Source organism: Bradyrhizobium sp. GCM10028915 (assembly GCF_042666195.1).
Classification (GTDB): Bacteria; Pseudomonadota; Alphaproteobacteria; order Rhizobiales; family Xanthobacteraceae; genus Bradyrhizobium; species Bradyrhizobium canariense_D.
In genome coordinates this window covers 64342-89003 of record NZ_JBHTFN010000044.1, presented here as the reverse complement: position 1 = coordinate 89003, position 24662 = coordinate 64342, and the positions used below count along the sequence as shown (strand labels likewise).

The following is a 24662-nucleotide window of genomic DNA, read 5'->3' as shown; positions in this document are numbered from 1 at the left end:
AATATTAGGCTTCATCCTTCGAGACGGCGCTACGCGCCTCCTCAGGATGAGGTCCGGGACCCTCATGGTGAGGAGCGCGGCTGCGCCGCGCGTCTCGAACCACGAGGCCCCGGTCTCACTTTGGATCAATCCTTCGGACGCAGCTTCTCGACTTCGGCATCGCTTGGTAGATAGTCCGCGCCCTTCTTGTAAGACGAGTCCACCATCACGCCCTTACCTTCCTTCAGCGCGGTCTTGCCGACATAGGCACCGAGCGTCGACTGGTGATCGATCTTGCGGAAGGTGATCTCGCCCAGCGGCGACGGCATCGAAAGTCCTTCCGCCGCAGTGATCAGCTTCTCCGGATCGGTCGAATTGGCCTTCGCCAGGATCGCCGCCGCCGACTTGATGGTCTGGTAGCCAACGATCGAGCCGAGGCGCGGATAGTCGTTGTACTTGGCCTGATAGGCCTTCAGGAACGCGTCGTGCTCGGGCGTCTTGATCGAGTACCAGGGATAGCCGGTGACGATCCAACCCTCGGGTGTCTCCTCCTTGAGTGGATCGAGATATTCCGGCTCACCGGTGAGGAAGGAGACGACCTCGCGTCCCTTGAACAGGCCGCGGGTGTTGCCTTCGCGCACGAGCTTGACGAGATCGGCGCCGAAGGTGACGTTGAGGATCGCTTCGGGATTGGCCGCGGCAACCGCCTGCACTACCGGACCGGCGTCGATCTTGCCCTGCGGCGGCCACTGCTCATCGACCCACTGGATGTCGGGCCGCTTCTCCGACATCAGCTTCTTGAACACCGCGACCGCGGACTGGCCGTATTCATAGTTCGGCGCGATCGTCGCCCAGCGCTTTGCGGGCAGCTTGCTGGCCGCTTCCACCAGCATCGCGGCCTGCATGTAGTTCGAAGGACGCAGTCGGAACGTGTACTTGTTGCCTTTCGACCAGGTGATGGCGTCCGTCAGAGGCTCGGCCGCCAGAAAGAACACCTTCTTCTGGTTGGCGAAGTCGCTGACCGCAAGACCGATGTTCGACAGGAACGTACCCGTCAGCATCGCCACGCCCTCGCTCGACACCAGCTCGTTGGCCGCGGTCTGCGCATCTGCCGGCTTGCCACCATCGTCCTTGGAGACGACGATGAGCTTCTTGCCGTTGATGCCGCCGGCCGCATTGATCTCTTCGACCGCGAGCTGCCAGCCCTTGCGATAGGGCTCAGTGAACGCCGGCAGCAGCGAGTAGCTGTTGATCTCGCCGATCTTGATGTCCTGCGCAAGGGCCGAATGAGCCATGCCGCTTGCCAACAGCGCGAACGCCGCCCCGACAAAATAGTTCTTTGCTCGCATCCCAACCTCCACTTTCTGAAAAGATTAACGCAGTCCGTCTTCGCCCTTGATCTCCGCAACGGTCAGCCCGCCGACGCGCGGCAAAGGACGGCCACTGTCGGTGACGGCGACCGCGACCATGATCTCGTTGGCGCGCGGCGCGTCGTTGATCTGCACTTCCATGCCATCGAAATGACTGCGCACGAAGGCTGCATCCTTGTGGCCCAGCGGAACGTCCAGCGTCGTGCCGGGTCCACTGCGCTTCTTCGACGACGGGATCAGCGCAGCGCCTTTGCCCAGCACTTTACGCACCGGCGCGCCCATTTTCGGGTGAAGGATGGCGGCTGCATGCTCCAGCTCGCCATTCTCGCCGACGGCCGCGGCCTTGCCATAGCTCTGCGCCTTGGACCCGTCGATGCCGAGCGCCGCCACCGCGCGCTTCGAGAGCAGCTCGCCGAGCTCCTCGCCAATCGCGATCAGCGGCGAGAGATCCTCGACATACTTTCCAGCAAACGGATTCTCGATCACGGCGATCGCCGCCGCACGCCGCGTCGGCGGTGAGACCTGGCGGCCCATCTCCATCTGCGTCTCTTCGACGACGGTGACGATCTTGCGGATGATCGCGCTCATGATTGTTTCCTCAAACCGCTTCCCAGTTCAGGCATGGACCGCGTTCTCTTGTACAAGCGGGCGCGATCGTTGCCGTTCAATATCCTTGGTCCCGATGACAATCATATCACCACAAAGCTGCAACACGGCACCCTCGATCAATCCGCGATCGAATAATTGCCGTGCACATTCCGCGCCAGATTCGAGCGCGGTGGTGATCTCGTTCTGCGACAATCCACCAACGTTGCGGGTCACGAGCCGCGCGCCAAGATCGCTGTCGGGCTGAAGTTCGTTCGCAGGTTTTCGGATGATGGCGGGATGCCCCGGCAGATCGACGGCGTTCGCAACGATCGTCGCGGCCGCGTCGGCTTGCGACGCCGTTCCGGCCAGCACGGTCACCGCATCGGCAATCCCGAGGGAAAAGCTGCGGCCGTGCCGTCCGCTGGTCGCAATGCCACGCACGGGATCATCGGCGTCCACCCTGATTGTCCGCATCACGCCGTCGCGATCGGGCCGGTCCATCAGGCCGACCGAAAAATGCTCGCCCTCGCCGAGATGCAGGGCAATGTCTCCGCCATTGTTGACATAGGCCCGATCGAGCGCCGCAGCGTTCAGCATTGCGCCCAACACCTCCTCCGCCACGCTGCCGGCCACAGCGGCCATCGGCGTGATGAAGCCATCACCGGCATAGGGCGCCACCGCGGCGTGCATGCGACGCGCCACAACGCCTCTCAACGAGGTCCGCTCCTCGACAGCGGTCCGCAGTTCCGGCAGTTCCGCGCAGAGCTCGTCGAGAAGCCCGGTGAACCGTTCGGCCGCAGCCTTATAGGCCTCGCGCACTGCGTCGGCCGCCCCCCTCGCCTCGACGATCAGGTCAATCGGTCCATCCTGCAAATGCAGCCGCCGGCCGTCAGACAGCAACGCGATTTGCGGGAGCCTTGTCATGCCCGGGGTCCCGGGATCGGGTTCTGCCAGGGCAATTGGCGGACATCGTCGCCGCCCTGAACTTCGGCGAGCGGCTTCACATAATCCATGTGCCCGCCGAGCGCCGCATAGTCCGACAGCTTCATCGTGAATTCGATCGGCGCCACCAGCGCGGGCGTCGGCACGTAACCGAATGCCCCCGCCGGCATCTGCGTCACGTCGACCATGTAGGTGATGCCGCCGCCCGGCCAGACATAGACCGGCGCGCCGCCACTGGTGACGCGCGTCAGCGCGTCCTTCACCGAGCGCGTCAGCCGCACCGGATTGTCGGTCACGCCCGCCCGCAAGGAACCACCGGCGCCCGCCATGAACAGCACCGTACACAGCGCCGGTTCGCAATTCTCCTGAATGCGCTCGACCGAAAACTTGAGGTCCTCCGGCATCTCGGTCTCGACCGGCTTCAAGGCTTCGTCGAGCACGTAATAGGACGAATGCTCGCCCGTCGTGGAGACCATCAGCATCGAGAGGCCAGGCTTGGCCTCCTTCGCGTCGAACGGTCCCAGGATTGCGAGCGGATCGGAGATATTGGTGCCGCCCCAACCCGTGCCGGGATCGGCGACCTGGAAATAGCGGCCGGGCGTCGAGCGGCGCCCATTCATCTTGATGCCGGTATCGGCGATGTCGAGCAGCTTGCCGGCCTGGTGCTCCGAGAGCACGCCGGTGATATGGTCGTCGACCACGACGACCTCGTCGACCTTGCCGTGCCATTGCTTGGCGAACATGCCGATGGTCGCCGAGCCGCAGCCGACGCGCATGCGCTCTTCTTTCATGCCGTTGACGATCGGCGGCTGGCCGGCCTGCACCACCACGCTCGCGCCTCCGTCGATGGTGAGTTCGACCGCCTTGCAATTTGCGAGGTCCATCAGCGTGTCGCAGGTGACGCGGCCTTCCTTCTTGGAGCCGCCGGTCAGATGGTGCACGCCGCCGAGCGACAGCATCTGCGAACCGTATTCGCTGGTGGTGACATGACCGACCGCCTCGCCTTGTGCACGGACGGTCGCCGTCTCCGGCCCGAGATAACGGTCGGTGTCGATCTTCACCTTGATGCCGCAGTACGAGAAGATGCCCTCGGTGACGACAGTCACCATGTCGACGCCATCGACCTCCGCCGAGACGATGAACGGCGCCGGCTTGTAGTCGGGATAGGTGGTCCCCGCGCCGATCGCCGTTACAAAGGTGGAAGGCTCGTGGACGATCTTGCCGTCCCAATCTTCGGTGCGGCTGAACGGAACGAGCTTGCCGCCATGCGACACGGTGCGCTCCAGGATCACATGCGGATCGACGCGGACGAGCTTGCCCTCGTGATTGGCATAGCGGTCGCAGGCGCCCGCCGCGCCCGGCTTGATGTAGCACATCACCGGACACGCATCGCAGCGGATCTTGTCGATGGCGGCGCTCGTAGGTTCAGTCACCATGTCAAAGCCAGCCGACAGTGCAGTTATCATTTGTACACGAACGATGTTGCGCGCCCTCCCGATGACTGTCAAGCGGCGGTGCGGCGCAAAACATACGCCTGCCGCATAAAACCTCATTTGCCTATCCGCCCTGTCCACAAAGAAGGCACTCGCGCTGCACTGCGGCATGTCTGGCTTGCACGTTTGTGTACAAACGGTATCGTCGCAACGTAGATTTTGCGCGGACTTGGAATTCGCGAAGCCTTGGCCGCGGCGCTCAACGACTCGACTTGGGAACGAGGATGACGCAGACACCGATCCGCATCACCGTGAACGGCAGAATCCACGAGATCACTGCGGCGCGAGACACGCCGCTGCTCTACGTGCTGCGCAACGATCTCGCGCTCAACGGTCCGAAATACGGTTGCGGCCTCGGTGAATGCGGCACCTGCACTGTCCTGATCGGTGGCGCTGCGGCGCGCTCCTGCGTCATTCCGATCAGTGGCTGCGCCGGCCGCGACATCGTGACGCTCGAGGGGCTCGGCACCCGCGCCGAGCCGGATGTGGTGCAGCAGGCCTTCATCGACGAGCAGGCCGCGCAATGCGGCTATTGCCTCAACGGCATGATCATGACGACCAAGGCGCTGCTTGCGATCAACCCTCAGCCCACCGAACAGGAGGCGCTGGCGGCGCTGCGCTACAATCTCTGTCGCTGCGGCACGCATATCGAAATCCTGCGCGCCGTGATGCGTGCGTCTGGTCAGCTTGCCGAGGCCGGTGATTGATGGCCTCCCCGCATCCGAACGGAGCTGAGCTGCAATCCGGCTCGCTCGTCGTCGTCCGCACGGTGGACGAGTGCACATCCGAGACCTTCGTCCGCATCACCGCGGACGGTTCGGTCACAGCCTACAATGGTCATGTCGATCTCGGCACCGGCATCCGCACGGCGCTTGGCCAGATCGTGGCTGAAGAGCTCGACGTCTCCTTTGCCCGCCTCGTCGTGGTGCTCGGCGACACCGCAACGGTGCCGAACCAGGGCGCCACGATCGCAAGCGAGACCATTCAGATCACTGCCGTTCCCCTGCGCAAAGCCGCCGCGCAGGCGCGTCACTTCCTGATCGCACGTGCGGCCGAGCGCCTGGAGCTGCCGGCAGCCGATCTCAGGATCGAAGACGGCCTCGTGCGCGGGCACGACAATCGCAGCGTCAGCTATGGCGAGTTGATCGGCGGAGAGACCATTCGTCTCGAGCTTGCCGACGACGTCGCCGTCAAGCCGGTCGGCGATTACGCCATTGTCGGCCAATCGATGCCACGCGTCGACCTGCCCGCCAAGGCCACGGGCGAGCTGACGTTCGTGCACGACATCCGTATGCCGGGCATGCTGCACGGCCGCGTGGTGCGTCCGCCCTATGCCGGCGTCGACGCCGGCCCGTTCGTCGGCACCAGCCTGATTTCGGTCGATGAATCCTCGGTGCGCGACATTCCCGGCATCATGGCCGTCGTACGCATCGGCGATTTCGTCGGAATCGTCGCGGAGCGCGAGGAGAACGCGATCCGCGCGGCGGAGCAGCTTGCGGTGAGCTGGCGACCGACGCCGGATCTGACCGATCTCGCCGACGTCGAGACCGCGCTGCGCGCCAATCCATCGACGCCGCGCACGCTGATCGACAAGGGCGACGTCGATGCTGCCATTGCCGGTGCGGCCAAGCCGATGCGGCGCACTTACGTCTGGCCATATCAGATGCATGCCTCGATCGGCCCGTCCTGCGCGGTCGCCGACTTCCAGGACGGCAACATCCGTGTCTGGTCGGGCACGCAGAACCCGCACGTGCTGCGCGCAGACCTGTCACTGCTGATCGAGCGTCCCGAGAGCGAGATCGAGGTCATCAGGTTGGAGGCCGCCGGATGCTACGGCCGCAACTGCGCCGACGATGTCACCGCGGACGCTTTGTTGCTCTCGCGCGCGGTCGGCCGGCCCGTGCGCGTACAGCTGACGCGCGAGCAGGAACACGCCTGGGAGCCCAAAGGCGCCGCGCAGCTCATCGACGTCAATGGCGGTCTGGATGCGGCGGGCGACGTCGCTGCCTACGATCTCGCTACGCGCTATCCGTCGAATGCCGCGCCGACGTTGGCGCTGTTGCTGACGGGACGGATATCGCCGAGGCCGGACGTCCTCCAGATGGGCGACCGCACCGCGATCCCGCCTTACGATTACGGCCACATGCGCGTCGTAGCCCACGACATGGCGCCGATCGTGCGCGCGTCCTGGTTTCGCGGCGTCTCGGCCCTGCCCAACACCTTTGCGCATGAATCCTATATCGACGAGGCCGCAACCGAGGCCGGCGTCGATCCGATCGAATATCGCCTGCGTTACCTGAAGGACCAGCGCGCGGTCGATCTCGTCCATGCGGTCGCCGAGCGGGCGGGCTGGACGCCGCGGCCGGTGCGCGAAGAGAAAGACGGCGAGATCGTGCATGGGCGCGGCTTTGCCTATGCGCTCTACGTCCACAGCAAATTCCCCGGCTATGGCGCGGCTTGGTCGGCCTGGGTCACCGACGTTGCCGTGAACAAGTCGACCGGCGAGGTCAGCGTGACGCGCGTGGTTGCTGGGCAGGACTCCGGATTGATGATCAACCCGGACGGTGTGCGCCACCAGATCCATGGCAACGTCATCCAGTCAACCAGCCGCGCACTGATGGAGGAGGTCTCGTTCGAGCGCGGCGCAGTCGCGGCGCGGGAATGGGGCGCCTATCCGATCATCCCCTTCCCTGACGTGCCCAAGATCGACGTGTTGTTGCTGCCGCGGCCGGACCAGCCGCCGCTCGGCGTCGGCGAATCCGCCTCGGTCCCGAGTGCGGCTGCGATTGCGAACGCGATCTTCGATGCCACCGGCGTGCGATTTCGCGAGCCGCCGTTCACGCCCGAGCGCATCCTGAATGGATTGCACAGCGGCGGGCCGGCCACGCCGCAGGCGCTGCCCGCTCCCGCTGCGCCACAACCATCCCGTATCTGGGAGAATCCATTCGCCAAACGCGCCGGCATCTTCGCGACGGTCGCGGCCGTCTGCACCGCGGCGATTGGCATCGGTGCGGCTGTTTTGCCCGGCCGCGCCATCGCACCGATCGCGCGGCCAGACCCATCGGTCTATTCCGCAGCGACGATCGCGCGCGGGCAACAACTGGCCGCACTCGGCAATTGCGCGGAGTGCCACACCATGATCGGCGGTGCGCTCAACGCCGGTGGCCGCGCGCTGGAGACGCCGTTCGGCACGATCTACGCGACCAACATCACGCCCGACGTCGAGACCGGCATCGGCGCCTGGTCCTATCCCGCATTCGAGCGCGCGATGCGCGACGGGCTGCATCGCGACGGACGGCAACTCTATCCCGCCTTCCCCTACACGCACTTTTCGAAGACTGGCGATGCCGACATGCAGGCGCTTTATGCCTATCTAATGGCACAGCCTGCGGTGCGCGCGACGCAGCCTGCGAATACGCTCGCCTTTCCGTTCAATCTCCGCCCGCTACTTGCCGGATGGAACGCGCTGTTCCACCAGACGCGAGAGTTCAAGCCTGATCCCACCAAATCCGAGGTCTGGAATCGAGGCGCTTATCTCGTCGAAGGTCTCGGCCATTGCACCGCCTGCCATTCGCCGCGCAACACGCTCGGCGCCGAGCAGCGTGACGCCTATCTCGCCGGCGGTTTTGCCGAGGGCTGGGAGGCGCCGCCGCTGACGTCGCTGTCGCAAGCGCCGATCCCGTGGAACGAAGACGAGCTTTTCGCCTATTTGCGCACGGGCCACTCGCGATATCATGGCGTCGCCGCTGGGCCGATGGCGCCGATCGTCAGGGATCTGGCGGCCCTGCCCGACCAGGACATCCGCGCCATGGCCGTCTATCTCAACTCGTTCAATGGCACCGCGACCGATAGGAAAGCGCAGGATGCGATCGCTCTGAAGCTAGAAGCTTCAACGCAAGTCACGATGGCGTCCTCAACCGGCGCGCGCCTCTATCAGGGCGCCTGCGCCGTCTGCCACGAGGTCGGCGGCCTGGCGCTGTTCGGCAGCCGCCCCTCGCTCGCCCTCAACAGCAACCTGCACAGCGCCACATCGGACAATCTCGTGCAAATCATCCTGCACGGCATCGCCGAGCCGGTGTCGAGCGATCTTGGCTATATGCCGGCCTTCAAGAACAGCATGAGCGATGCGCAGGTCGAGGAACTGGTCACCTTCCTGCGCAAGCAGTTCGCACCGGACAGGCCAGCATGGATCGGTGTGAAGGAGACGATTGCGCGGGTGAGAGCCGCCGCGAGCTGAGCGCTACTTCTTGTGCTGCACCGGCGGCGTGCCGTGCGTGTGAAACGATTCGATCGTCTTGAGGCCCCACGCCTGCCCCTTCTTGCGTTCCTCTTCCGTCCACACGATCGGCTTCCAGTCGGGCGCAAGGATGAGGCGCGCGCCGGCATTGGCGACTTCGACGCGGTTGCCGCCGGGCTCGTAGACATAGAGGAAGAAGGTCTGCTGGATCGCGTGCTTATGCGGGCCGGTCTCGATGTGGATGCCGTTCTCCAGGAAGATGTCGGCGGCGCGCAGGATCTCCTCGCGGCTGTCGAGGGCGTAGGTGACGTGGTGGAAGCGGCCGGGCGTGCCGGAATGATCAAGCGAATAGGCGAAATCGTAGCTCTTGTTCGACATGGTCAGCCACATCGCCGCTTCGCGGCCGTCGTTGAGCACGATCTGCTCGGTGAGCCGGCAGCCGAGATAGTTCTCGAAGAACTCCCGGTTGGCCTTGATGTCCACGGCGAGGCAATTGAGGTGATCGAGGCGGCGGACATTGACGCCGCGCGCGGGAAAGCGCTGCGCCTGGTTCTTCAGTGCGGGCTTCAGCTCGGGCGGCGCCTGATACCATTCGGTCTCGTAGTAGAGCTCGACGATGTGTCCATCGGGATCGCGGCAGCGGAAGGTCGGCCCCTGCCCCATGTCGCCGTCGATCCAGCCGATGTCGAAGCCGGACCCTTTCAGCGCCGCGACGCGACGCTCCAGCGCCTGCTGGCTGCGCGCACGTAACGCCATGTGCTCCATGCCCGATGTCTTCGACGCCGTCAGTTTGAGCGAATAGCGCTCGTAATCGTCCCAGCCGCGCAAATAGACCGACTCGCCCTTTTGTCCGCTGACGGTCATACCCATCACGTCGACGAAGAATTTCAGGCTCTCGTCCGGCTTGGGTGTCAACAGCTCCATGTGGCCGAGATGAGCGAGATCGAGGATCGGTTCGGGCTGCATGGTGTCCTCCAAGATGTGGCTTGCGATCCGCTGGACCGGATCCCGCGATCTGGCACAGGCTGCAATCCACTCACGCGCCGGTGGGCGGCACAAGGCCGCCGGTTTATTTGTACCAATGTACAAATGATTAGGTCCCGTCAACAAATCAAACATCGCCGCCCGGAACGGATGACGGGCCATCCGGGATGACCAACCCGTCCCGGAACCGCGGACCGACTGCCCGAATGGTAAAATCTCTCTTAAGCACTCTCGCCCGTCGGCCGGGAAAAAGCAGCATTTTCCGCCGCTACTGCCAGGGAGTATGTATTGGGAACAATCCTCGCACCTGAATTGTCGCGGATTTAACGAAGCGCCGGCGCCTGCCGCTTAACCGTTTATCCAGCGACGGCCGTGCATAGTCCGGACAACCCGTTGCTCTTGCCAGGTTCATTCATTGTGACATCATTTGGACGCGTGATTTCGGTTCGCGGATCGCTCGCCCGGGTCGGGCTGCTGGCTGAAAGCCGGATGCCGGTCTCGGAAGTTCGGGCCACCGTCGGCCGCTTCGTCAGTATCCGCTGCGCCAGCTCGGTCATCGTCGCCATGATCACCGAGGTGTCCTGCGAGAACCTCTCGAGCAACGACAATTTGATCGCCATTGCCTCGGTCGACCTGCTGGGCGAAATCCTCAACGCGACCGGCAAGGCCAAATTCCAGCGCGGCGTCACCAACTATCCGACCATCGGCGATTCGGTCGACCTGATCACGAGCCAGGAGCTGCGCACGATCTACGCGCCCACCGGTTCCGACCAGATCAATGTCGGCTTCCTTCAGCAGGACAGCTCCGTCGTCGCCTATGTCGACATCGAGGAAATGCTCTCCAAGCACTTTGCAGTGCTGGGATCGACCGGCGTCGGCAAATCGACCGGTGTGTCGCTGTTGCTCAACGAGATCCTCAAGGCACGCCCGAACCTGCGCATCTTCCTGCTCGATGTGCACAACGAATATGGCCGCTGCTTCGGCGACCGCGCGCTGGTGCTCAACCCGCGCAATCTGAAACTGCCGTTCTGGCTGTTCAATTTCGAGGAAATCGTCGACGTGCTGTTCGGCGGCCGCGCCGGCGTGCCTGAGGAGCTCGACGTCCTCGCCGAGGTCATTCCGCTCGCCAAGGGCGTCTACACCCAGTACCAGAACGCCGACCGCATCGGCCTGAAGCGCATCGATCCCAAGCAGATCGGCTACACCGTCGATACGCCGGTGCCCTATCGCCTGGTCGATCTGATGTCGCTGATCGACGAGCGCATGGGCAAGCTCGAGAACCGCTCCTCGCGCATCATCTATCACAAGCTGATCTCCCGCATCGAGGCGGTCCGCAACGACCCGCGCTACGCCTTCATGTTCGACAACGCCAATGTCGGCGGTGACACCATGGCAGAGGTGATCAGTCATCTGTTCCGCCTTCCGGCCAACGGCAAACCGATGACGGTGATGCAGCTCGCCGGCTTCCCGGCCGAGGTCATCGATTCCGTCGTCTCGGTGCTCTGCCGCATGGCCTTCGACTTCGGCTTGTGGAGCGATGGCGTTTCGCCGATGCTGTTCGTCTGTGAGGAGGCTCACCGCTACGCCTCGGCCGATCGCAATGTCGGCTTCGGGCCGACCCGCAAGGCGGTGTCGCGCATCGCCAAGGAAGGCCGCAAATACGGCGTCTATCTCGGCCTCATCACCCAGCGTCCGGCCGAGCTCGACGCCACCATCATCTCCCAGTGCAACACGCTGTTCACGATGCGCCTTGCCAACGAGCGCGACCAGGCGCTGCTGCGCGCCGCGGTGTCGGATGCGGCCGCGAACCTGCTTTCGTTCGTGCCCTCGCTCGGCACCCGAGAAGTGCTGGCATTCGGCGAAGGTGTCGCGCTGCCGACGCGGCTGCGCTTCAAGGAGGTGCCGCCGCATCAATTGCCGCGCGGCGAAGCCACCATCAGCAGCGTGCCCTCCGTCACCTCCGGTCACGACATGCATTTCGTCGGCGCCGTGCTCGAGCGCTGGCGCGGTGCCACCTCGCAGCGCGACGTGCCGAACGATCCGGTGTTCTCGGCGCCGCCCGCGAAGACGCTCTCCAGCATCGAAGCCCCGATGCTGCAACCGTCGATGGGGTTGGATCCGGACCGCTTCTCGCTGCTGAAAAAGCCGCTGCGGTAAAGCGACGCTTGTTTTCCAGCGCCGGCATTGCGAGCCTGGCGTCACGTTGAGCATGGCACCCGCATCGACTAAGGTTGCCGGCCCCAAGCCGGAATCCATGCCCATGACAAAGCCTGTGCAACGCTTCGCCGCTCCCGCCCTCGATGCGCTCCCTGACGACATCCGCACGCGTCTCCTCGCCGTCCAGGAGAAGAGCGGCTTCGTGCCGAACGTGTTTTTGACGCTGGCCTACCGCCCGGACGAGTTCCGCGCCTTCTTCGCCTACCACGACGCACTGATGGAGAAGGACGGCGGCCTCAGCAAAGCCGAACGCGAGATGATCGTGGTCGCGACCTCGGCAGCCAATCAGTGCCAGTATTGCGTGATCGCGCATGGCGCGATCCTGCGTATCCGTGCCAAGAACCCGCTGATCGCCGACCAGATCGCCACGAACTACCGCAAGGCCGACATCACGCCGCGGCAAAAGGCGATGCTCGACTTCGCGATGAAGGTCTCGGCCGATGCGCAGCGGATTTCCGAGGACGATTTCACTGCGCTCGCGCCGCATGGCTTCAGCGACGACGACATCTGGGACATCGCCGCAATCTCCGCCTTCTTCGCACTGTCGAACCGGCTGGCGAATTTCACCGGCATGCGGCCGAACGACGAATTCTATCTGATGGGACGGCTGCCGAAGAAATGACCGACCGCCGCGAGCGCGGAAGGAACGCATCGCCACAATGCAGCGGATGAGTTCCCGCTTGACGGGAACTCTGTGTTTTCGCAATCGCACACGTTTAATTAAGAATCTCACCCTCAACTAGCACAAACGCCTTGGCACAACTTGCGCAGTTTCCGTCCCCGGAGACGCGGATGAGCCGTGCCTGTTGGGGGGCTTCTCATGAACGTGCGGGCATTTGTTATCGCGACCTGTATTGGCACGACATTCTTCGCGGCCGGATACGCATGGAACTATCAGCCGGAGATCATCAACGCGAACGAGATATGGAGCATGTTCGAATCGGAGCACGGCAAGGCGCGGGCTGCCGTCTTACGCGTCCTCGTTGCGCCGAATTCAGCTCACTTCAACGGCCTGCGAACGATCGATGCAGACCAGGCAAGATACGTATGCGGCTCCGTAAAAGCGATGGACAAGGAGAGGCAGTATGTCGAGGCCGCGTTCGTTTACACTGTCTCGATCGATTTTGCCCGTATCGACGACGACGGCCGGATGACGTCGCAGCGCTCTGCTTACAAGCCCTGCCCAGGCGCGGCCGACGACAAAATTGCCGACCAGAACACGCTGATATCGCCAGGCGCGCTGTCGATGATCAAGACCATCGAAAAAGTCATCCCCAAGTCCAGCGGCGGAACGATGGAACAACAGCTTGGCCAGCTGGCCGGACAGACAGCGGCGGTCGCGCCAGGTTCGGCGGTCCCGCGGAGATCAGCCGGCTCATCGGGTTCGCCAGCCTCGGCAGGGGCAGGATGGGCGCCAGCAGCACAGCATTCAGGTTCGGGCGTGGAGGCGCGACAAGCAGATGAACTGACGTGGCGTGTCGATCAGCCGCCGGCTGCATGGCCAAGTTTCCCCTCGGACCATCCGCTGGCGAAATCGGCGCAGAAGCGGACGAGCGCCGAGGCCCTGGCTTTCGCAACAGATATCGAGGCTCGCTGGGAGAAGGCCAAATCATCTGGCGTTCCGGCCAAGCGTCCTTCGCCTGAGGAGATCAAGGAAGCATGCCGCGCGCTACTTACGATTGATCCCGCGGACAAGGATTATCCGCGGGCCTGGGCCGCCTTTGTGCGGTTGCGCAAAATCGATCGCGACGCTGCTGGTTGAACTGGCGTGAACCTGTCCTAGCGCTGCGCCATCAACTCGAGCGCCGGGGCAAAGCGCTCGGAAAACGTCAACGTCTTGGCATGGTGAACTGCGGCAAACGATGCCGAGATCCCGGCTGAAGCGACCACGAGCAGGGCAACGGCGAAAATCAGACGGCGCATTTCGGCCTCCTGTGTGAGCTCGACAATTCCAACAGATGGCACGGCTTGGTTTCAGCACTGCTTCGTGCGGACGGAAGATGGTTTCGCTCAAGAGGCTGTGATCAGATCCAGTTTGCGGAGCCGCATGCCTGCTGCTGCGAGCGTTGCGCCTAATCATCCTCCGCTGGCCCACACCAGCCGGGCAGATAGATCGCATCCTTGCTCTTGGCTGAGGACATCGCCTTCTCGAGCGCCTTGTCGAAATTGGCATCCACAGTCTTGCGCGACAGCTTTCGACGCAGATAGTCGGCCCACAGGAATTCGGAGAACGGCGTGGTGTCCTTGGCGAAGCCGCCCATGCGGCGCAGCTCGCCGGCAAGGCTCCGGAAGGGATCGTCCTTGAGGTCGACGACGGATTTGGGCAAATCGCGGAATGGTCGCCGTTCGCCCTTGGCGTCGTAGGGGTAAACCCAGCGCTTGTTGTCCATCACGCCCCAGAACGCTTCGGGCTCCACCATCCTGAGGTCGCCGACAATGGTGACCAGCACCTCCTTGACGCCCTCGTCGTGCAGCGCGCGACCGAGATGATGATGGTCGATCACGTAATAGCGCTCGTCGGGGCCGTGCACGACGGGGATCATATGCTTGCCGAGCAGATCGGCCTGCTTCTTCTTGTCGTGCTCGCGCCAGCGCTTGCGCTTCTCCTTGACCTCGCGCATCCCGACCGTCATCTGCGTCGGCCGCAGCGACAGGATCGACACCGGATGCACTCTCGGTTCGCGCGTATTGGTCATGGTCGAAAGGCCCCTAACATGGTTGCAGCTGCGTGGTCAGGTTCCCTGGACTATGTCATGGGCACCGCGCCGGCAAATGCATTCGGCTCGGTGGATATTATTGCATCGCACCCTCTGCAGGCCCGGAACGACCACGGTTCCACGGTCCTTCGTTCGCAGTCCTGCAGGATAGTGCGAACGCGCAATGCACGTGCGCGTTGAGAAAATTTTCTGCAACGCGTTCACTACGTATGCTATCTAAAAATCGCTGCTTCGGAGTGATCCCTGCACCATGACAACCCAGCGGCCCATAAGCTCGGATGACGAGCACCGGGTGCTCCAGTTCAGGCCGCGCACCTCGCCTTCCCCGACGGCCCACCGCGGCAACGCTAGCGTGCAGCAATTGCGCGTCGCGCCCGAGCGGCTCGACCTGTCGCGCTACGAGGAGCCCCGCACCGAACCGGACGATTTCCGCCATCGCATGCTCGCCAATATCGCGGCGCTGGCCTTCACCATCGCACTGACCGCGATCGGGATCTGGCTCGCGGTGAGCATCGCCGACCTGCGCCGGACCCAGGATTGCGTGCTGATGGGCCGCCGCGACTGCGTCAAGATCACGACGCCGCACATCTAGGCAGGACATCTGGTAAGCAAGACGTCTGGTAGGCCCGCTGGCGCTCCTTCGGCCGAAACGGCTCAGCCGGGGCGTCCCCAGCCCGGTCCCCCACACCCGTCCGGCTCCATTGAACTCAGGGCGGCGCTCCGATATACGGGCTTTCGACCCGGCCAGAGGGGGGTTGAGGGCGTCATCGGGGCGCGATGCCCACCCATCGTTCCACTCTGGAAAATCTGACAAACATCTGCAATATATCAAAGGCTTAGTGATGTCCTCCACATTCGATCAGGTCGCTACGATCATCGCTGAAACCTGCGACATCCCGCGCGACACGATCACGCCGGATAGCCATGCCATCGATGACCTCGGCATCGACAGCCTCGATTTCCTGGACATCGCGTTCGCGATCGACAAGCAGTTCGGTATCAAGCTGCCGCTGGAAAAGTGGACTCAGGAGGTCAACGACGGCAAAGCGACCACCGAGCAGTATTTCGTGCTGAAAAACCTGTGCGCCCGCATCGACGAACTGGTTGCGGCCAAGGGCGCGAGCGCTTAAGCGCGCGGTCATGCAACTCGAATACTTCCACATGATAGATCGCGTCGTCGACCTCAACGTCGACGCGAAGACGATTGTTGTCGAGGCTCAGGTCCCGATGGAGAGCACCATCTTCGAAGGGCACTTCCCGGGCTATCCCCTGATGCCCGGCGTGCTCCTGATCGAATCGATGGCGCAGGCCTCGGGCTGGCTTCAACTTGGCGTGCTCAAATTCGAGCGCATGCCGATCCTGGCTGCCGTCAAGGAGGCCAAGGTCCGCGGCTCGGTCTTCCCCGGCGATCTCATGAGCATCGAGGCGAGCCTGGCCCATCAGGGCTCGGGCTACGCCGTGACCGAAGCCAAGATTAAGGTCGGCGGCAAGCTGCGCGCGAATTCGACGCTGACCTTCACGCAGATTCCCTTTCCCCATGCGGATATGCGCGCCCACATGGACGCGGTCGCCAAACGCGTCGGCTTTCCGCAACAGGCCGTATCGCCATGACCGAGACTCCTTCGAAGCCTGCCCAGACGGAAGTCTGGATCACCGGCATTGGCCTGGCCACCTCGCTCGGCGAGGGCCTGGACGCCAACTGGGCCGCGCTTCAGGAGAAGCGCATCAATGTCGACGAGAAGGGCTTTGCACCCTACATCGTGCACCCCCTGATGCCTGTCACCTTCGACAGCCAGATCCCCAAGAAGGGCGACCAGCGCCAGATGGAAGCCTGGCAGCGCATCGGCACCTATGCGGCCGGGCTTGCGCTCGACTCCGCCGGGATCAAGGGCAACAAGGACATCCTGTCGAAGATCGACATGGTGGTCGCCGCCGGCGGCGGTGAACGCGATCTCAACGTCGACACCGGCGTGCTCACGGCCGAGGCCAAGGGCGCCAACGCGCCCGGCTTCCTCAATGAGCGGCTGATGAGCGATCTCAGGCCGACGCTGTTCCTGGCCCAGCTCTCCAACCTGCTCGCCGGAAACATCGCCATCGTGCACGGCATTGGCGGCACCTCGCGCACCTTCATGGGTGAAGAGGTTGCCGGCGCCGATGCCGCCCGCATTGCATTGTCGCGCATCGCCTCCGGCGAGAGCGACATCGCGCTGATCGGCGGCTCGCACAATGGCGAGCGCAAGGACCTGATGGTCCTCTACGAATTCGGCGACTTCAATCTGAAGGACAAGTTCGCCCCCGTGTGGGCGCGCAAGGACCACGCCGGCTTCGCGCTCGGCTCGGCTGGCGCGTTCTTGGTGCTGGAATCGAAGGCCCATGCGGAAGCGCGCGGCGCAAAACCATTCGCAAAGCTGTCGAGCGTCGTTGCCGACCTTGCCCGTCGTAAGACCCCCGGCGACATGGCCGCGACGCTGGAGAAGCTTTGGGCAAAGTTGCCGAAGCGCGACGGCAAGGGCGCGATCATATCCGGCGCGACCGGCGCGGAGCCTGCGACATCAGAAGAGCGCGCCTTCCTGAAGGGCCACGCCGAGTTCCCGGTGCGCTCGACCGGCACGATGTTCGGCCACACCATGGAGACGCAATTCCCGCTCGGCATCGCGCTCGCCGCGCTGTCGATCTCTCGCGGCGCGCTGTTTCCGCCGAACGATTCCACGGGCACCGAGATTGAAATGCAGGGAGCGCCCACCCAGATTGTGGTGGTGGGGGCCGGACACTGGCGCGGCGAAGGCATGGCGCTGGTCGAGGCAGTAAGCTAAAGCGCGTTACGCTTTGGCAGGTTATTGTTTGGGTATGATCTTCTCGGAAAACCGCATCACGCTTTTTCGGATCATGCTCCAGCTCAAGCGGGGATCGACATGACTGCACCACGCGACAAACTCGGGCGTCCCGTCGTCGTCGTCACCGGCATGGGCATCATGACCTCGCTCGGCAACGGCAAGACCGACAATTGGGCGAAGCTCGTCGCCGGCGAATCCGGCATCCGAACCATCACGCGCTTTCCGGTCGACGGCCTGAAAACCACGATGGCCGGCACGGTGGATTTCGTCAGCGTCGATCCGTTCTCCTCCACCGGCCTGTCCGAACGGATGGCCGAACTGGTGACGCAGGAAGCGCTGGACCAGGCCGGGATCGGCGCCAAGGCGGATTTCCCTGGGCCTCTCTTTCTTGCGGTCGCACCGGTCGAAGTCGAATGGCCGCAGCGCCGCGAACTCGGCCGCGCCGTCGGCAAACCCGACTTCAATTACGACGATCTGCTGCGCATCTCCGGTGGCGGCAAGTACAGCGCCTATCACCACCGCTTCATGTTCGGTTCGGTCGCGGCCTACCTCGCCGAGACCTTCGGCACCAAGGGCTCGCCGATCTCGTTGTCGACGGCCTGCGCTTCGGGCGCGACCTCGATTCAGCTCGGCGTCGAGGCGATCCGCCGCGGCGAGACCGATGCCGCGCTGTGCGTGGCGACCGACGGCACCGTGAATCCGGAGGCGCTGGTGCGCTTCTCGCTGCTCTCGGCGCTTTCGACCCAGAACGACCCGCCGCAGGCGGCCTCCCGTCCCTTCTCCAAGAACCGCGACGGTTTTGTCATGGCCGAAGGCGCCGGTGCGCTGGTGCTCGAAAGCTATGAAGCCGCCACCGCGCGCGGCGCAAAAATACTCGGCGTAATCGCCGGCTGCGGCGAGCTCACCGATTCCTTCCATCGCACCCGCTCCTCGCCCGACGGCAAGCCGATCATCGGCTGCATGAACAAGACGCTGGCCGATGCCGGCATGACGCCCGACCAGATCGACCACATCAACGCGCACGGCACCGCGACGCCCGAGAACGACAAGATGGAGTACAATACGACATCGGCCGTGTTCGGCGAGCTCGTCTCGAAGATTCCGGTCACCTCCAACAAGTCGATGGTCGGCCACACCATCTCGGCCGCGGGCGCGGTCGAGGCGATCTTCTCGCTGCTGACGCTGGAGCATCAGCGTATCCCGCCGACGATCAACTACGACAATCCGGATCCCACGATCCTGTTCGACGTCGTCGGCAACAAGGCACGCGATGCCCGCGTCACCGCGGTGATGTCGAACTCGTTCGGCTTCGGCGGCCAGAACGCCTCGCTGATCCTGACCCGCGAACCGGCCTGACCGGACGCATGGCGCTGCTTCCGGCGACGACGAAGGCCCGCGCGCGGCAGACGGCAAAGTCGATCGGTGGAGGGCTGATCGGCGCTGCCACCGTCGGCATGTTGCGCACCACGCGTTATTTCGATCCAGCCAAGACCTCGGACTTTTTCGCACGCGTCACCAAACTGATCGGCCCGCGCCTGCGCGAGCACCGCATCGGCCGCGCCAATCTCACCGCGGCGTTTCCGGACAAGTCGCCCGAGGAAATCGAAGCCATCCTGATGGGCGTCTGGGACAATCTCGGTCGCGTCGGCGCCGAATTCGCCCATATGGACCAGGTCTGGGATTACGACCGCGATCATCCAGAAAACAGTCGGATCGAACTGCCCAGCCGCAGCATCGAGCTGTTCGATCAAATCCGCGACGACGGCAAGCCGGCGTTGATCTTCGCCGCGCATTTGGCCAATTGGGAATTACCGGCGCTCGCCGCGGTCGCACACGGGCTCGATGCAGCGATCCTCTACCGCCGCCCGAATATCGCCTCCGCCGACCGCATCATCCAGGAGATGCGACAGGTCAACATGGGCACGCTGATCCCGGCGGGGCGCGACGCGCCGCTGCGGCTTGCCCAGGCGCTCAAGGACGGCAAGCACGTCGCGATGCTGATCGACCAGTATCTGACCGGCGGAGTCGAGGTCACCTTCTTCGGCCGCAAGACCCGCGCCAATCCGATGCTGGCGCGCCTGTTACGACAGGTCGAATGCCCGATCCACGGCGTCCGCGTCATCCGCCTGCCCGGCGGCCGCTTCACCGCCGAGATCACCGAAGAGGTCCACCCGGTGCGCGACGCCGACGGCAAGATCGACATCCAGGGCACCACGCAGGCGATCACGAGCGTGGTGGAAGGCTGGGTCCGCGAGCATCCGGAGCAGTGGCTGTGGCTGCACCGAAGGTGGCGGTAGCGGACAGTAGTGCTTACCGCCCCGTCTTCACCCTGGTCCAAAGCCTATTGATGACCCGCTGGGTCGCGGGCTCACGCGCCGTGATGACGAACAGCTTTGCGAGCGTCGCCTCGTCCGGATAGATGTTCTTGTCGCTCAAGATTTTCGGATCGACCAGTTTCTGGCTGGCGAGGTTGCCATTGGCGTAGGACAGGAAGTCCGTATTCCTGGCGGCCACGTCCGGACGGTAGAGATAGTTGATCAGCTCGTAGGCTTCGCTGACGTTCCTGGCATCCGCGGGGATCGCGAGATTATCGAAGAACATCTGCGCGCCCTCCTTCGGGATGGCGTAGCCGATCTCGATGCCGCTTTTGGCTTCGGCAGCGCGGGCGCGGGCCTGCATGATGTCGCCGGACCAGCCGACCACGAAGCAGATCTCGCCGGTGGCGAGCGCGCTCAGATATTCGGACGAATGAAACTTGCGCACGGAGGGCCGCACCTTGGTGACGACATCGGCGGCCTTTTCGAGGTCGGCCTGCTTGGTCGAGTTCGGATCAAGCCCGAGATAGTTCAACGCCGCCGGAAAGATGTCGTCGGCGGAATCCAGCATGTGGACGCCGCAGTCTTTGAATTTCGCGAGGTTCTCCGGCTTGAACACGACGTCCCAGCTGTCAATCTTGGCATCCGCTCCGAGAATCTGCTTCAGCTTTGCGACGTTGTAGCCGATGCCTGTCGTGCCCCACATGTAATTGACGGCGTAGACGTTGCCGGGGTCATAGATCGCGAGACGTTCGGTTACCACCCGCCAGGCATTGGCCAGGTTCGGCAGCTTCGACTTGTCGAGCTTCTGGAAGATGTTGGCCTTGATCTGGCGCTGGAGGAAATAGGCGGTGGGCACCACGACGTCATAGCCGGATTTGCCGGCCATCAGGCGCGTCTCCAGCGTCTCGTTGGCGTCAAACGTGTCGTAGACCACCTTGATGCCGGTCTCCCTGGTGAAGGCCTCGAGAACGTCGGGCGCCACGTAGTTCGACCAATTGTAGAAGTTGACGACCCGCTCCTCGGCCCCGGCAGGAGCGGAGAGCAACGTCAGCGCGGCGGCGATCGCAAGGCCAAAACCACAGCGGCTGACGTTGGTCATCTCCCTACCTCTTGCGCCCGCGCACCGCGTCCGACAGTCGCTCCAGTGCGGTGTCGAGCGTCTCGTCCTTCTTGGCAAAGCAGAAGCGCACCACCGAGGTCACAGGGTCCTGCTCGTAGAAGGCCGAGACCGGGATAGCCGCGACCTTGTAGTCCTTCACGATCCGCCAGCAGAACTCGGTGTCGCTCTCGTTCAGCCCGAGCGGGGACAGGTCGACGGTGAGGAAGTAGGTGCCCTGCGACTTCAGCACGGGGAAGCCGAGGCTCTCCAGGCCCTTGGCGAGGCGGTCCCTGCTCCGCGTCAGGTCCTTGCGCATCGACAGGAAATACTCGTCGGGCTTGCCGAGGCCGTAGGCGACGGCGGCCTGGAGGTTCGGCGCGGTGGTGAAGGTCAGGAACTGGTGCACCTTGGCGGCAACGCGCAGCAACGGCGGCGCGGCGCACACGAAGCCGATCTTCCAGCCTGTCAACGAGAAGATCTTGCCGGCCGAGCCGACCTTGATGGTGCGGTCGCGCATGCCGGGAATGGTGATCAGCGGGATGTGCTTGTGCTCGTCGAAAGTGACGTGCTCCCAGACCTCGTCGCAGATCGCGATGACGTCGAACTCCTGGCAGTAGCGCGCCAGCAGCTCGAGGTCCTCCCGCGGAAACACCACCGCGGACGGATTCAGGGGGTTGTTGAAAAGCACCGCCTTGGTCTTTGAATTGAAGACACTTTTCAGCATGTCCTCATTCAGCCGCCAATGCGGCGGCTCGAGCCGGACCAGGCGCGGAATGCCGCCGGCCTGGCGGATAATCGGCAGATAGGAATCGTACACCGGCTGGAAGCACACCACCTCGTCACCGGGCTGGACCACGGCGAGGATGGCCGAGGTCAGGGCCTCGGTGCCGCCGGAGGTCACCATCACCTCGCTCATCGGATCGAGCTCGAGGCCGTGCCAGTGGCCGTAATGGGTCGCGATCGCCTGACGGAGTTCCGGCAGGCCCATCATCGACGGGTACTGGTTGTAGCCGTTCAGCGAGGCCTCGGCCGCGGCGCGGCGGATGTCCTCGGGCCCGGGATCGTCGGGAAAGCCCTGCCCAAGATTGATGGCGGCATTGTCGCGCGCGGCCTGCGACATCGCCTCGAAGATGGTGACAGGAAGGTCTGCGAAGACCTTGTTGAGGGACGAGCTCTTTGACATCGGCGGGGTCAGCCGCCGACCTTGCTGGGAAGACCCGCCGCCTTCCAGCCCAGCATGCCGCCGGCCAGATGTTTGTCGTAAGGCAGGCCCGCGGCCTGCGCCGCCAGTGAGGCCGTCACCGAACGCTTGCCCGAGCGGCAGGCGAACACGACCTCCTTACCCTCCGGATCGGGGATCGCTTTGGGATCGAAGGTCGAGAGCGGCACGACCACGCCGTAGGGATAAGCCTCGGCCTCGACCTCGTTCGGCTCGCGCACGTCGACGAGGAGATAGCGCCCTTCCGCAACACCCTTGGAGACCTCGTCCGGGGTCAGATCCTGTACTTGATTTGCCACATCATCCTCCAACGTCGCGGGCCGCTGCCGGGGCGATCCCGGCGGCCGGCAACCTCGCCTCTCGGCCCGCGAAAATCAAGCGCTACAAAGGCTTGAGCTGCCTTGCGCAAGTTAAAGCTAAATCGCAGCGACTTGAAGCGCGACCTTCACGATGCCTGAAGCTCCTGCTTCACACCTCACCGCTAGCTCAGTGTCATTCCCCGCGAAAGCGGGGAATCCGGTACGCCGCGGCCTGCCCGTATCCACGCACTGTTTCTGGGTACTGGATCGCCCGGTCCAGCCGGGCGATGACAGCTGCGGAGCTAGATCGTCACCTGGGTGCCGACCTCGACGACGCGGCCGGAGGGGATCTGGAAATAATCGGTGGCGTCGTTGGCGGAACGGCTGAGCGAGATGAACAGCCGGTCCTGCCAGCGCGGCATGCCGGAATGGGCGGCCGGCTTGAGCGCCCTCCGCGACAGGAAGAACGAGGTCGACATGATGTCGAACTGCCAGCCGAGCTTGCGGGCGATCGCCAGCGCCTTCGGCACGTTGGGCGATTCCATGAAGCCGAACTTCAGCGTCACCTTGGAGAAGGTCGGCGAGATCTGTTCCAGCTTCACCCGCTCGGCCGGATCGATGCGCGGGGTCTGCGCGGTCTCGATGGTGAGAATGACGTTCTTCTCGTGCAGCACCTTGTAGTGCTTCAGACTATGCATCAGCGCGGTCGGCGCGCTGAGGGGATCGCTGGTCAGGAACACCGCGGTGCCGGGCACGCGCTGCGGCGGCCGCTTCTCCAGCATGGCCACCAGGTCGGCGAGCGGGAATTCGAGCTTGCGCGACTTCTCGAACAGCAGCCGGCTGCCGCGCCGCCACGTGTACATCAGGATGATCATGAGCGCGCCGAGCGCCAGCGGCACCCAGCCGCCCTCGAACACCTTGAGCAGATTGGCGGCCAGGAAGGTGAGGTCGAGAAACAGGAACGGCGCGATCAGGGCGGCAGCCGTGAACGGCGACCACCGCCATACCTTCCAGATCACCACGAAGCCCATCATCGCCGTAACCACCATGGTCCCGGTGACGGAGATGCCGTAGGCCGAGGCCAGCGCGCTGGAGGAGCGGAATAAGAGCACCAGCAGGACCACTGCGACGAGCAGGAGCTGGTTGATGCGCGGGATGAAGATCTGGCCGGAATGGGCTTCGGACGTATGGCGAATTTCAAACCGCGGCAACAGACCGAGCTGGATCGCCTGACGCGTCAGCGAATAGGCACCGGTGATGACCGCCTGGCTCGCGATAACCGTTGCGGCGGTGGCCAGCACCACCATGCAGCCGCGGAAAAAACCTTGCGGAAAGAGCTGGAAGAACGGGCTCACGATCGCGCCGGGGTCGCCGAGCACGAGGGCGCCCTGCCCCAGATAGTTCAATGCCAGCGACGGCACCACGATGAACAGCCAGGCGGTCTGGATCGGCCGCTTGCCGAAATGGCCGAGGTCGGCATAGAGCGCCTCGGCACCGGTGACCGCCAGGAACACCGCGCCGAGCGTCACGAAGCCGATGATGCCGTGGTGGATCATGAAGGACACGGCGTAGAGCGGGTTCAGCGCGAACAGCACCTGCGGCTGCTGGATGATCGGGTGGATCGCCGCGATCGCGATCACCGCGAACCAGACGCACATGATCGGGCCGAAGAAGGCGGCGACGCGAGCGGTGCCACGGGACTGCACGGCAAACAGACCGACCAGGGTGATCACGGTCAGCGGCACGATGTAGGGCTCGAAGTGCAGGGTGACGTCCTTCATGCCTTCGAGCGCCGACAGCACCGAGAGCGCCGGCGTGATCACGGCGTCGCCGTAGAACAGGGCTCCGGAAATGATGCCGAGCAGGACGATGGTTGTTCCGCGGGTGCCGACTGCGCGCTGGGCCAGCGCCATCAGCGCCAACGTGCCGCCCTCGCCGTTGTTGTCGGCACGGAGCAGGATCACGACGTATTTGAGCGTCACAACGACGATGAGCGCCCACAGGATCAGGGAGAGCACGCCGAGCACGGCCGCCGGCGTCGGCACCCCCTCCGCGCCGGAAGCCGCCATGACCGCCTCGCGGAACGCGTAGAGCGGGCTGGTGCCGATGTCACCGTAGACGACGCCGATGCTGCCGAGTGTCAGCGCACCGAAGCCGGCAGTGGTGTGGGCATCGCCATGCCCATTGGCCGCCGCCGTTTCCGGGGCGGAAATCGCGATATCACTTGTCATGGGAGAGCCTGGTGGCCTCTAAAAATGCTTCACTGCACAACGGCAGAAGGGCGCGGGGCTTATAGGCCTGCGCTGCCGGCATAGCCTAGCCAGATTTTGGGGCTTAGCCATGCACATTTGCATGGCTGGGCCGGC

22 protein-coding genes are annotated in these 24662 nt (G+C 63.9%); 11 read left to right on the top strand and 11 right to left on the bottom strand.

The annotated features are described in order from the left end of the window. Positions 1 to 125: 125 nt before the first annotated feature. The 4 genes from ACFQX9_RS20440 to ACFQX9_RS20425 are packed head-to-tail and all read right to left on the bottom strand — an operon-like array spanning position 126 to position 4315. On the bottom strand, positions 126 to 1328 hold the full coding sequence (locus ACFQX9_RS20440; RefSeq protein WP_085352761.1) for an ABC transporter substrate-binding protein: 1203 nt from the start codon (positions 1326 to 1328) through the stop codon (positions 126 to 128). A 24-nt stretch (positions 1329 to 1352) separates the two neighbouring features. Next, positions 1353 to 1937 carry an amino acid synthesis family protein gene (locus ACFQX9_RS20435; protein ID WP_085352760.1) on the bottom strand — a complete coding sequence of 195 codons (585 nt, stop codon included), beginning with the start codon at positions 1935 to 1937 and terminating at the stop codon, positions 1353 to 1355. 27 nt (positions 1938 to 1964) lie between these two features. Further along, positions 1965 to 2861, bottom strand: a complete 897-nt coding sequence (locus ACFQX9_RS20430) for a UPF0280 family protein (protein ID WP_377790236.1) — start codon at positions 2859 to 2861, stop codon at positions 1965 to 1967. Continuing rightward, entirely contained in the window at positions 2858 to 4315 is a 1458-nt protein-coding gene (locus ACFQX9_RS20425; protein WP_162496408.1) for a 6-hydroxynicotinate reductase, read from the bottom strand. The genes ACFQX9_RS20430 and ACFQX9_RS20425 overlap by 4 nt, the downstream gene beginning before the upstream one ends. A 281-nt stretch (positions 4316 to 4596) precedes the next feature. Between ACFQX9_RS20425 and ACFQX9_RS20420 the strand changes: the two genes are divergently transcribed. Together ACFQX9_RS20420 and ACFQX9_RS20415 are read left to right on the top strand one after the other, a co-directional pair. Then, the gene (locus tag ACFQX9_RS20420) at positions 4597 to 5079 is read left to right on the top strand and encodes a (2Fe-2S)-binding protein (RefSeq protein ID WP_085395874.1); all 483 of its coding nucleotides are present in this window, start codon (positions 4597 to 4599) and stop codon (positions 5077 to 5079) included. Next, positions 5079 to 8609 carry a molybdopterin cofactor-binding domain-containing protein gene (locus ACFQX9_RS20415; protein WP_377790233.1) on the top strand — a complete coding sequence of 1177 codons (3531 nt, stop codon included), beginning with the start codon at positions 5079 to 5081 and terminating at the stop codon, positions 8607 to 8609. The genes ACFQX9_RS20420 and ACFQX9_RS20415 overlap by 1 nt, the downstream gene beginning before the upstream one ends. A 3-nt stretch (positions 8610 to 8612) precedes the next feature. On the opposite strand, the gene ACFQX9_RS20410 is transcribed toward ACFQX9_RS20415, so the two are convergent. Next, a complete protein-coding gene (locus tag ACFQX9_RS20410; RefSeq protein WP_085362188.1) occupies positions 8613 to 9575 on the bottom strand; it encodes a catechol 2,3-dioxygenase in 963 nt (320 codons plus the stop codon). Positions 9576 to 10010: 435 nt separating this feature from the next. Between ACFQX9_RS20410 and ACFQX9_RS20405 the strand changes: the two genes are divergently transcribed. From ACFQX9_RS20405 to ACFQX9_RS20395, 3 genes are all read left to right on the top strand, one after another. Next, complete coding sequence (locus ACFQX9_RS20405; RefSeq protein WP_204510911.1) at positions 10011 to 11750, top strand: ATP-binding protein; 1740 nt, start codon at positions 10011 to 10013, stop codon at positions 11748 to 11750. A 103-nt stretch (positions 11751 to 11853) separates the two neighbouring features. After that, positions 11854 to 12432 carry a peroxidase-related enzyme gene (locus tag ACFQX9_RS20400; protein ID WP_026233779.1) on the top strand — a complete coding sequence of 193 codons (579 nt, stop codon included), beginning with the start codon at positions 11854 to 11856 and terminating at the stop codon, positions 12430 to 12432. A 198-nt stretch (positions 12433 to 12630) separates the two neighbouring features. Next, positions 12631 to 13572: a hypothetical protein gene (locus ACFQX9_RS20395; RefSeq protein ID WP_085395871.1), complete on the top strand. Its 942-nt coding sequence runs from the start codon at positions 12631 to 12633 to the stop codon at positions 13570 to 13572. A 17-nt stretch (positions 13573 to 13589) separates the two neighbouring features. Here the strand turns inward: ACFQX9_RS20395 and ACFQX9_RS20390 are convergent, their stop codons facing one another. Next, the gene (locus ACFQX9_RS20390; RefSeq protein WP_201263842.1) at positions 13590 to 13733 is read right to left on the bottom strand and encodes a hypothetical protein; all 144 of its coding nucleotides are present in this window, start codon (positions 13731 to 13733) and stop codon (positions 13590 to 13592) included. A 149-nt stretch (positions 13734 to 13882) separates the two neighbouring features. Then, positions 13883 to 14506: a ParB-like protein gene (locus ACFQX9_RS20385; RefSeq protein WP_377790228.1), complete on the bottom strand. Its 624-nt coding sequence runs from the start codon at positions 14504 to 14506 to the stop codon at positions 13883 to 13885. 271 nt (positions 14507 to 14777) lie between these two features. Between ACFQX9_RS20385 and ACFQX9_RS20380 the strand changes: the two genes are divergently transcribed. The 6 genes from ACFQX9_RS20380 to ACFQX9_RS20355 all read left to right on the top strand — a co-directional run bounded on the left by ACFQX9_RS20380 (position 14778) and on the right by ACFQX9_RS20355 (position 19658). Then, complete coding sequence (locus tag ACFQX9_RS20380) at positions 14778 to 15119, top strand: hypothetical protein (protein ID WP_018459330.1); 342 nt, start codon at positions 14778 to 14780, stop codon at positions 15117 to 15119. Between the two features lie 250 nt (positions 15120 to 15369). Continuing rightward, positions 15370 to 15657 carry an acyl carrier protein gene (locus tag ACFQX9_RS20375; RefSeq protein WP_007592476.1) on the top strand — a complete coding sequence of 96 codons (288 nt, stop codon included), beginning with the start codon at positions 15370 to 15372 and terminating at the stop codon, positions 15655 to 15657. A 10-nt stretch (positions 15658 to 15667) separates the two neighbouring features. Beyond that, positions 15668 to 16138, top strand: coding sequence for a 3-hydroxyacyl-ACP dehydratase FabZ family protein (locus ACFQX9_RS20370; RefSeq protein WP_007608856.1), 471 nt, complete (start codon positions 15668 to 15670; stop codon positions 16136 to 16138). Then, entirely contained in the window at positions 16135 to 17340 is a 1206-nt protein-coding gene (locus ACFQX9_RS20365) for a beta-ketoacyl-ACP synthase (RefSeq protein WP_085395869.1), read from the top strand. Before ACFQX9_RS20370 ends, ACFQX9_RS20365 begins: the two co-directional genes overlap by 4 nt. A gap of 99 nt (positions 17341 to 17439) precedes the next feature. Beyond that, entirely contained in the window at positions 17440 to 18717 is a 1278-nt protein-coding gene (locus ACFQX9_RS20360; protein WP_085395868.1) for a beta-ketoacyl-ACP synthase, read from the top strand. Between the two features lie 8 nt (positions 18718 to 18725). Next, the gene (locus ACFQX9_RS20355; RefSeq protein ID WP_377790225.1) at positions 18726 to 19658 is read left to right on the top strand and encodes a lipid A biosynthesis lauroyl acyltransferase; all 933 of its coding nucleotides are present in this window, start codon (positions 18726 to 18728) and stop codon (positions 19656 to 19658) included. Between the two features lie 13 nt (positions 19659 to 19671). Here the strand turns inward: ACFQX9_RS20355 and ACFQX9_RS20350 are convergent, their stop codons facing one another. The 4 genes from ACFQX9_RS20350 to ACFQX9_RS20335 all read right to left on the bottom strand — a co-directional run bounded on the left by ACFQX9_RS20350 (position 19672) and on the right by ACFQX9_RS20335 (position 24527). Then, a complete protein-coding gene (locus tag ACFQX9_RS20350; protein WP_377790223.1) occupies positions 19672 to 20778 on the bottom strand; it encodes a polyamine ABC transporter substrate-binding protein in 1107 nt (368 codons plus the stop codon). Between the two features lie 4 nt (positions 20779 to 20782). Continuing rightward, entirely contained in the window at positions 20783 to 21961 is a 1179-nt protein-coding gene (locus ACFQX9_RS20345; protein ID WP_085395866.1) for an aminotransferase, read from the bottom strand. A gap of 8 nt (positions 21962 to 21969) precedes the next feature. Beyond that, complete coding sequence (locus ACFQX9_RS20340) at positions 21970 to 22296, bottom strand: rhodanese-like domain-containing protein (protein ID WP_063996571.1); 327 nt, start codon at positions 22294 to 22296, stop codon at positions 21970 to 21972. A 302-nt stretch (positions 22297 to 22598) separates the two neighbouring features. Then, positions 22599 to 24527 carry a potassium transporter Kup gene (locus ACFQX9_RS20335; RefSeq protein WP_377790220.1) on the bottom strand — a complete coding sequence of 643 codons (1929 nt, stop codon included), beginning with the start codon at positions 24525 to 24527 and terminating at the stop codon, positions 22599 to 22601. Positions 24528 to 24662: the final 135 nt, after the last annotated feature.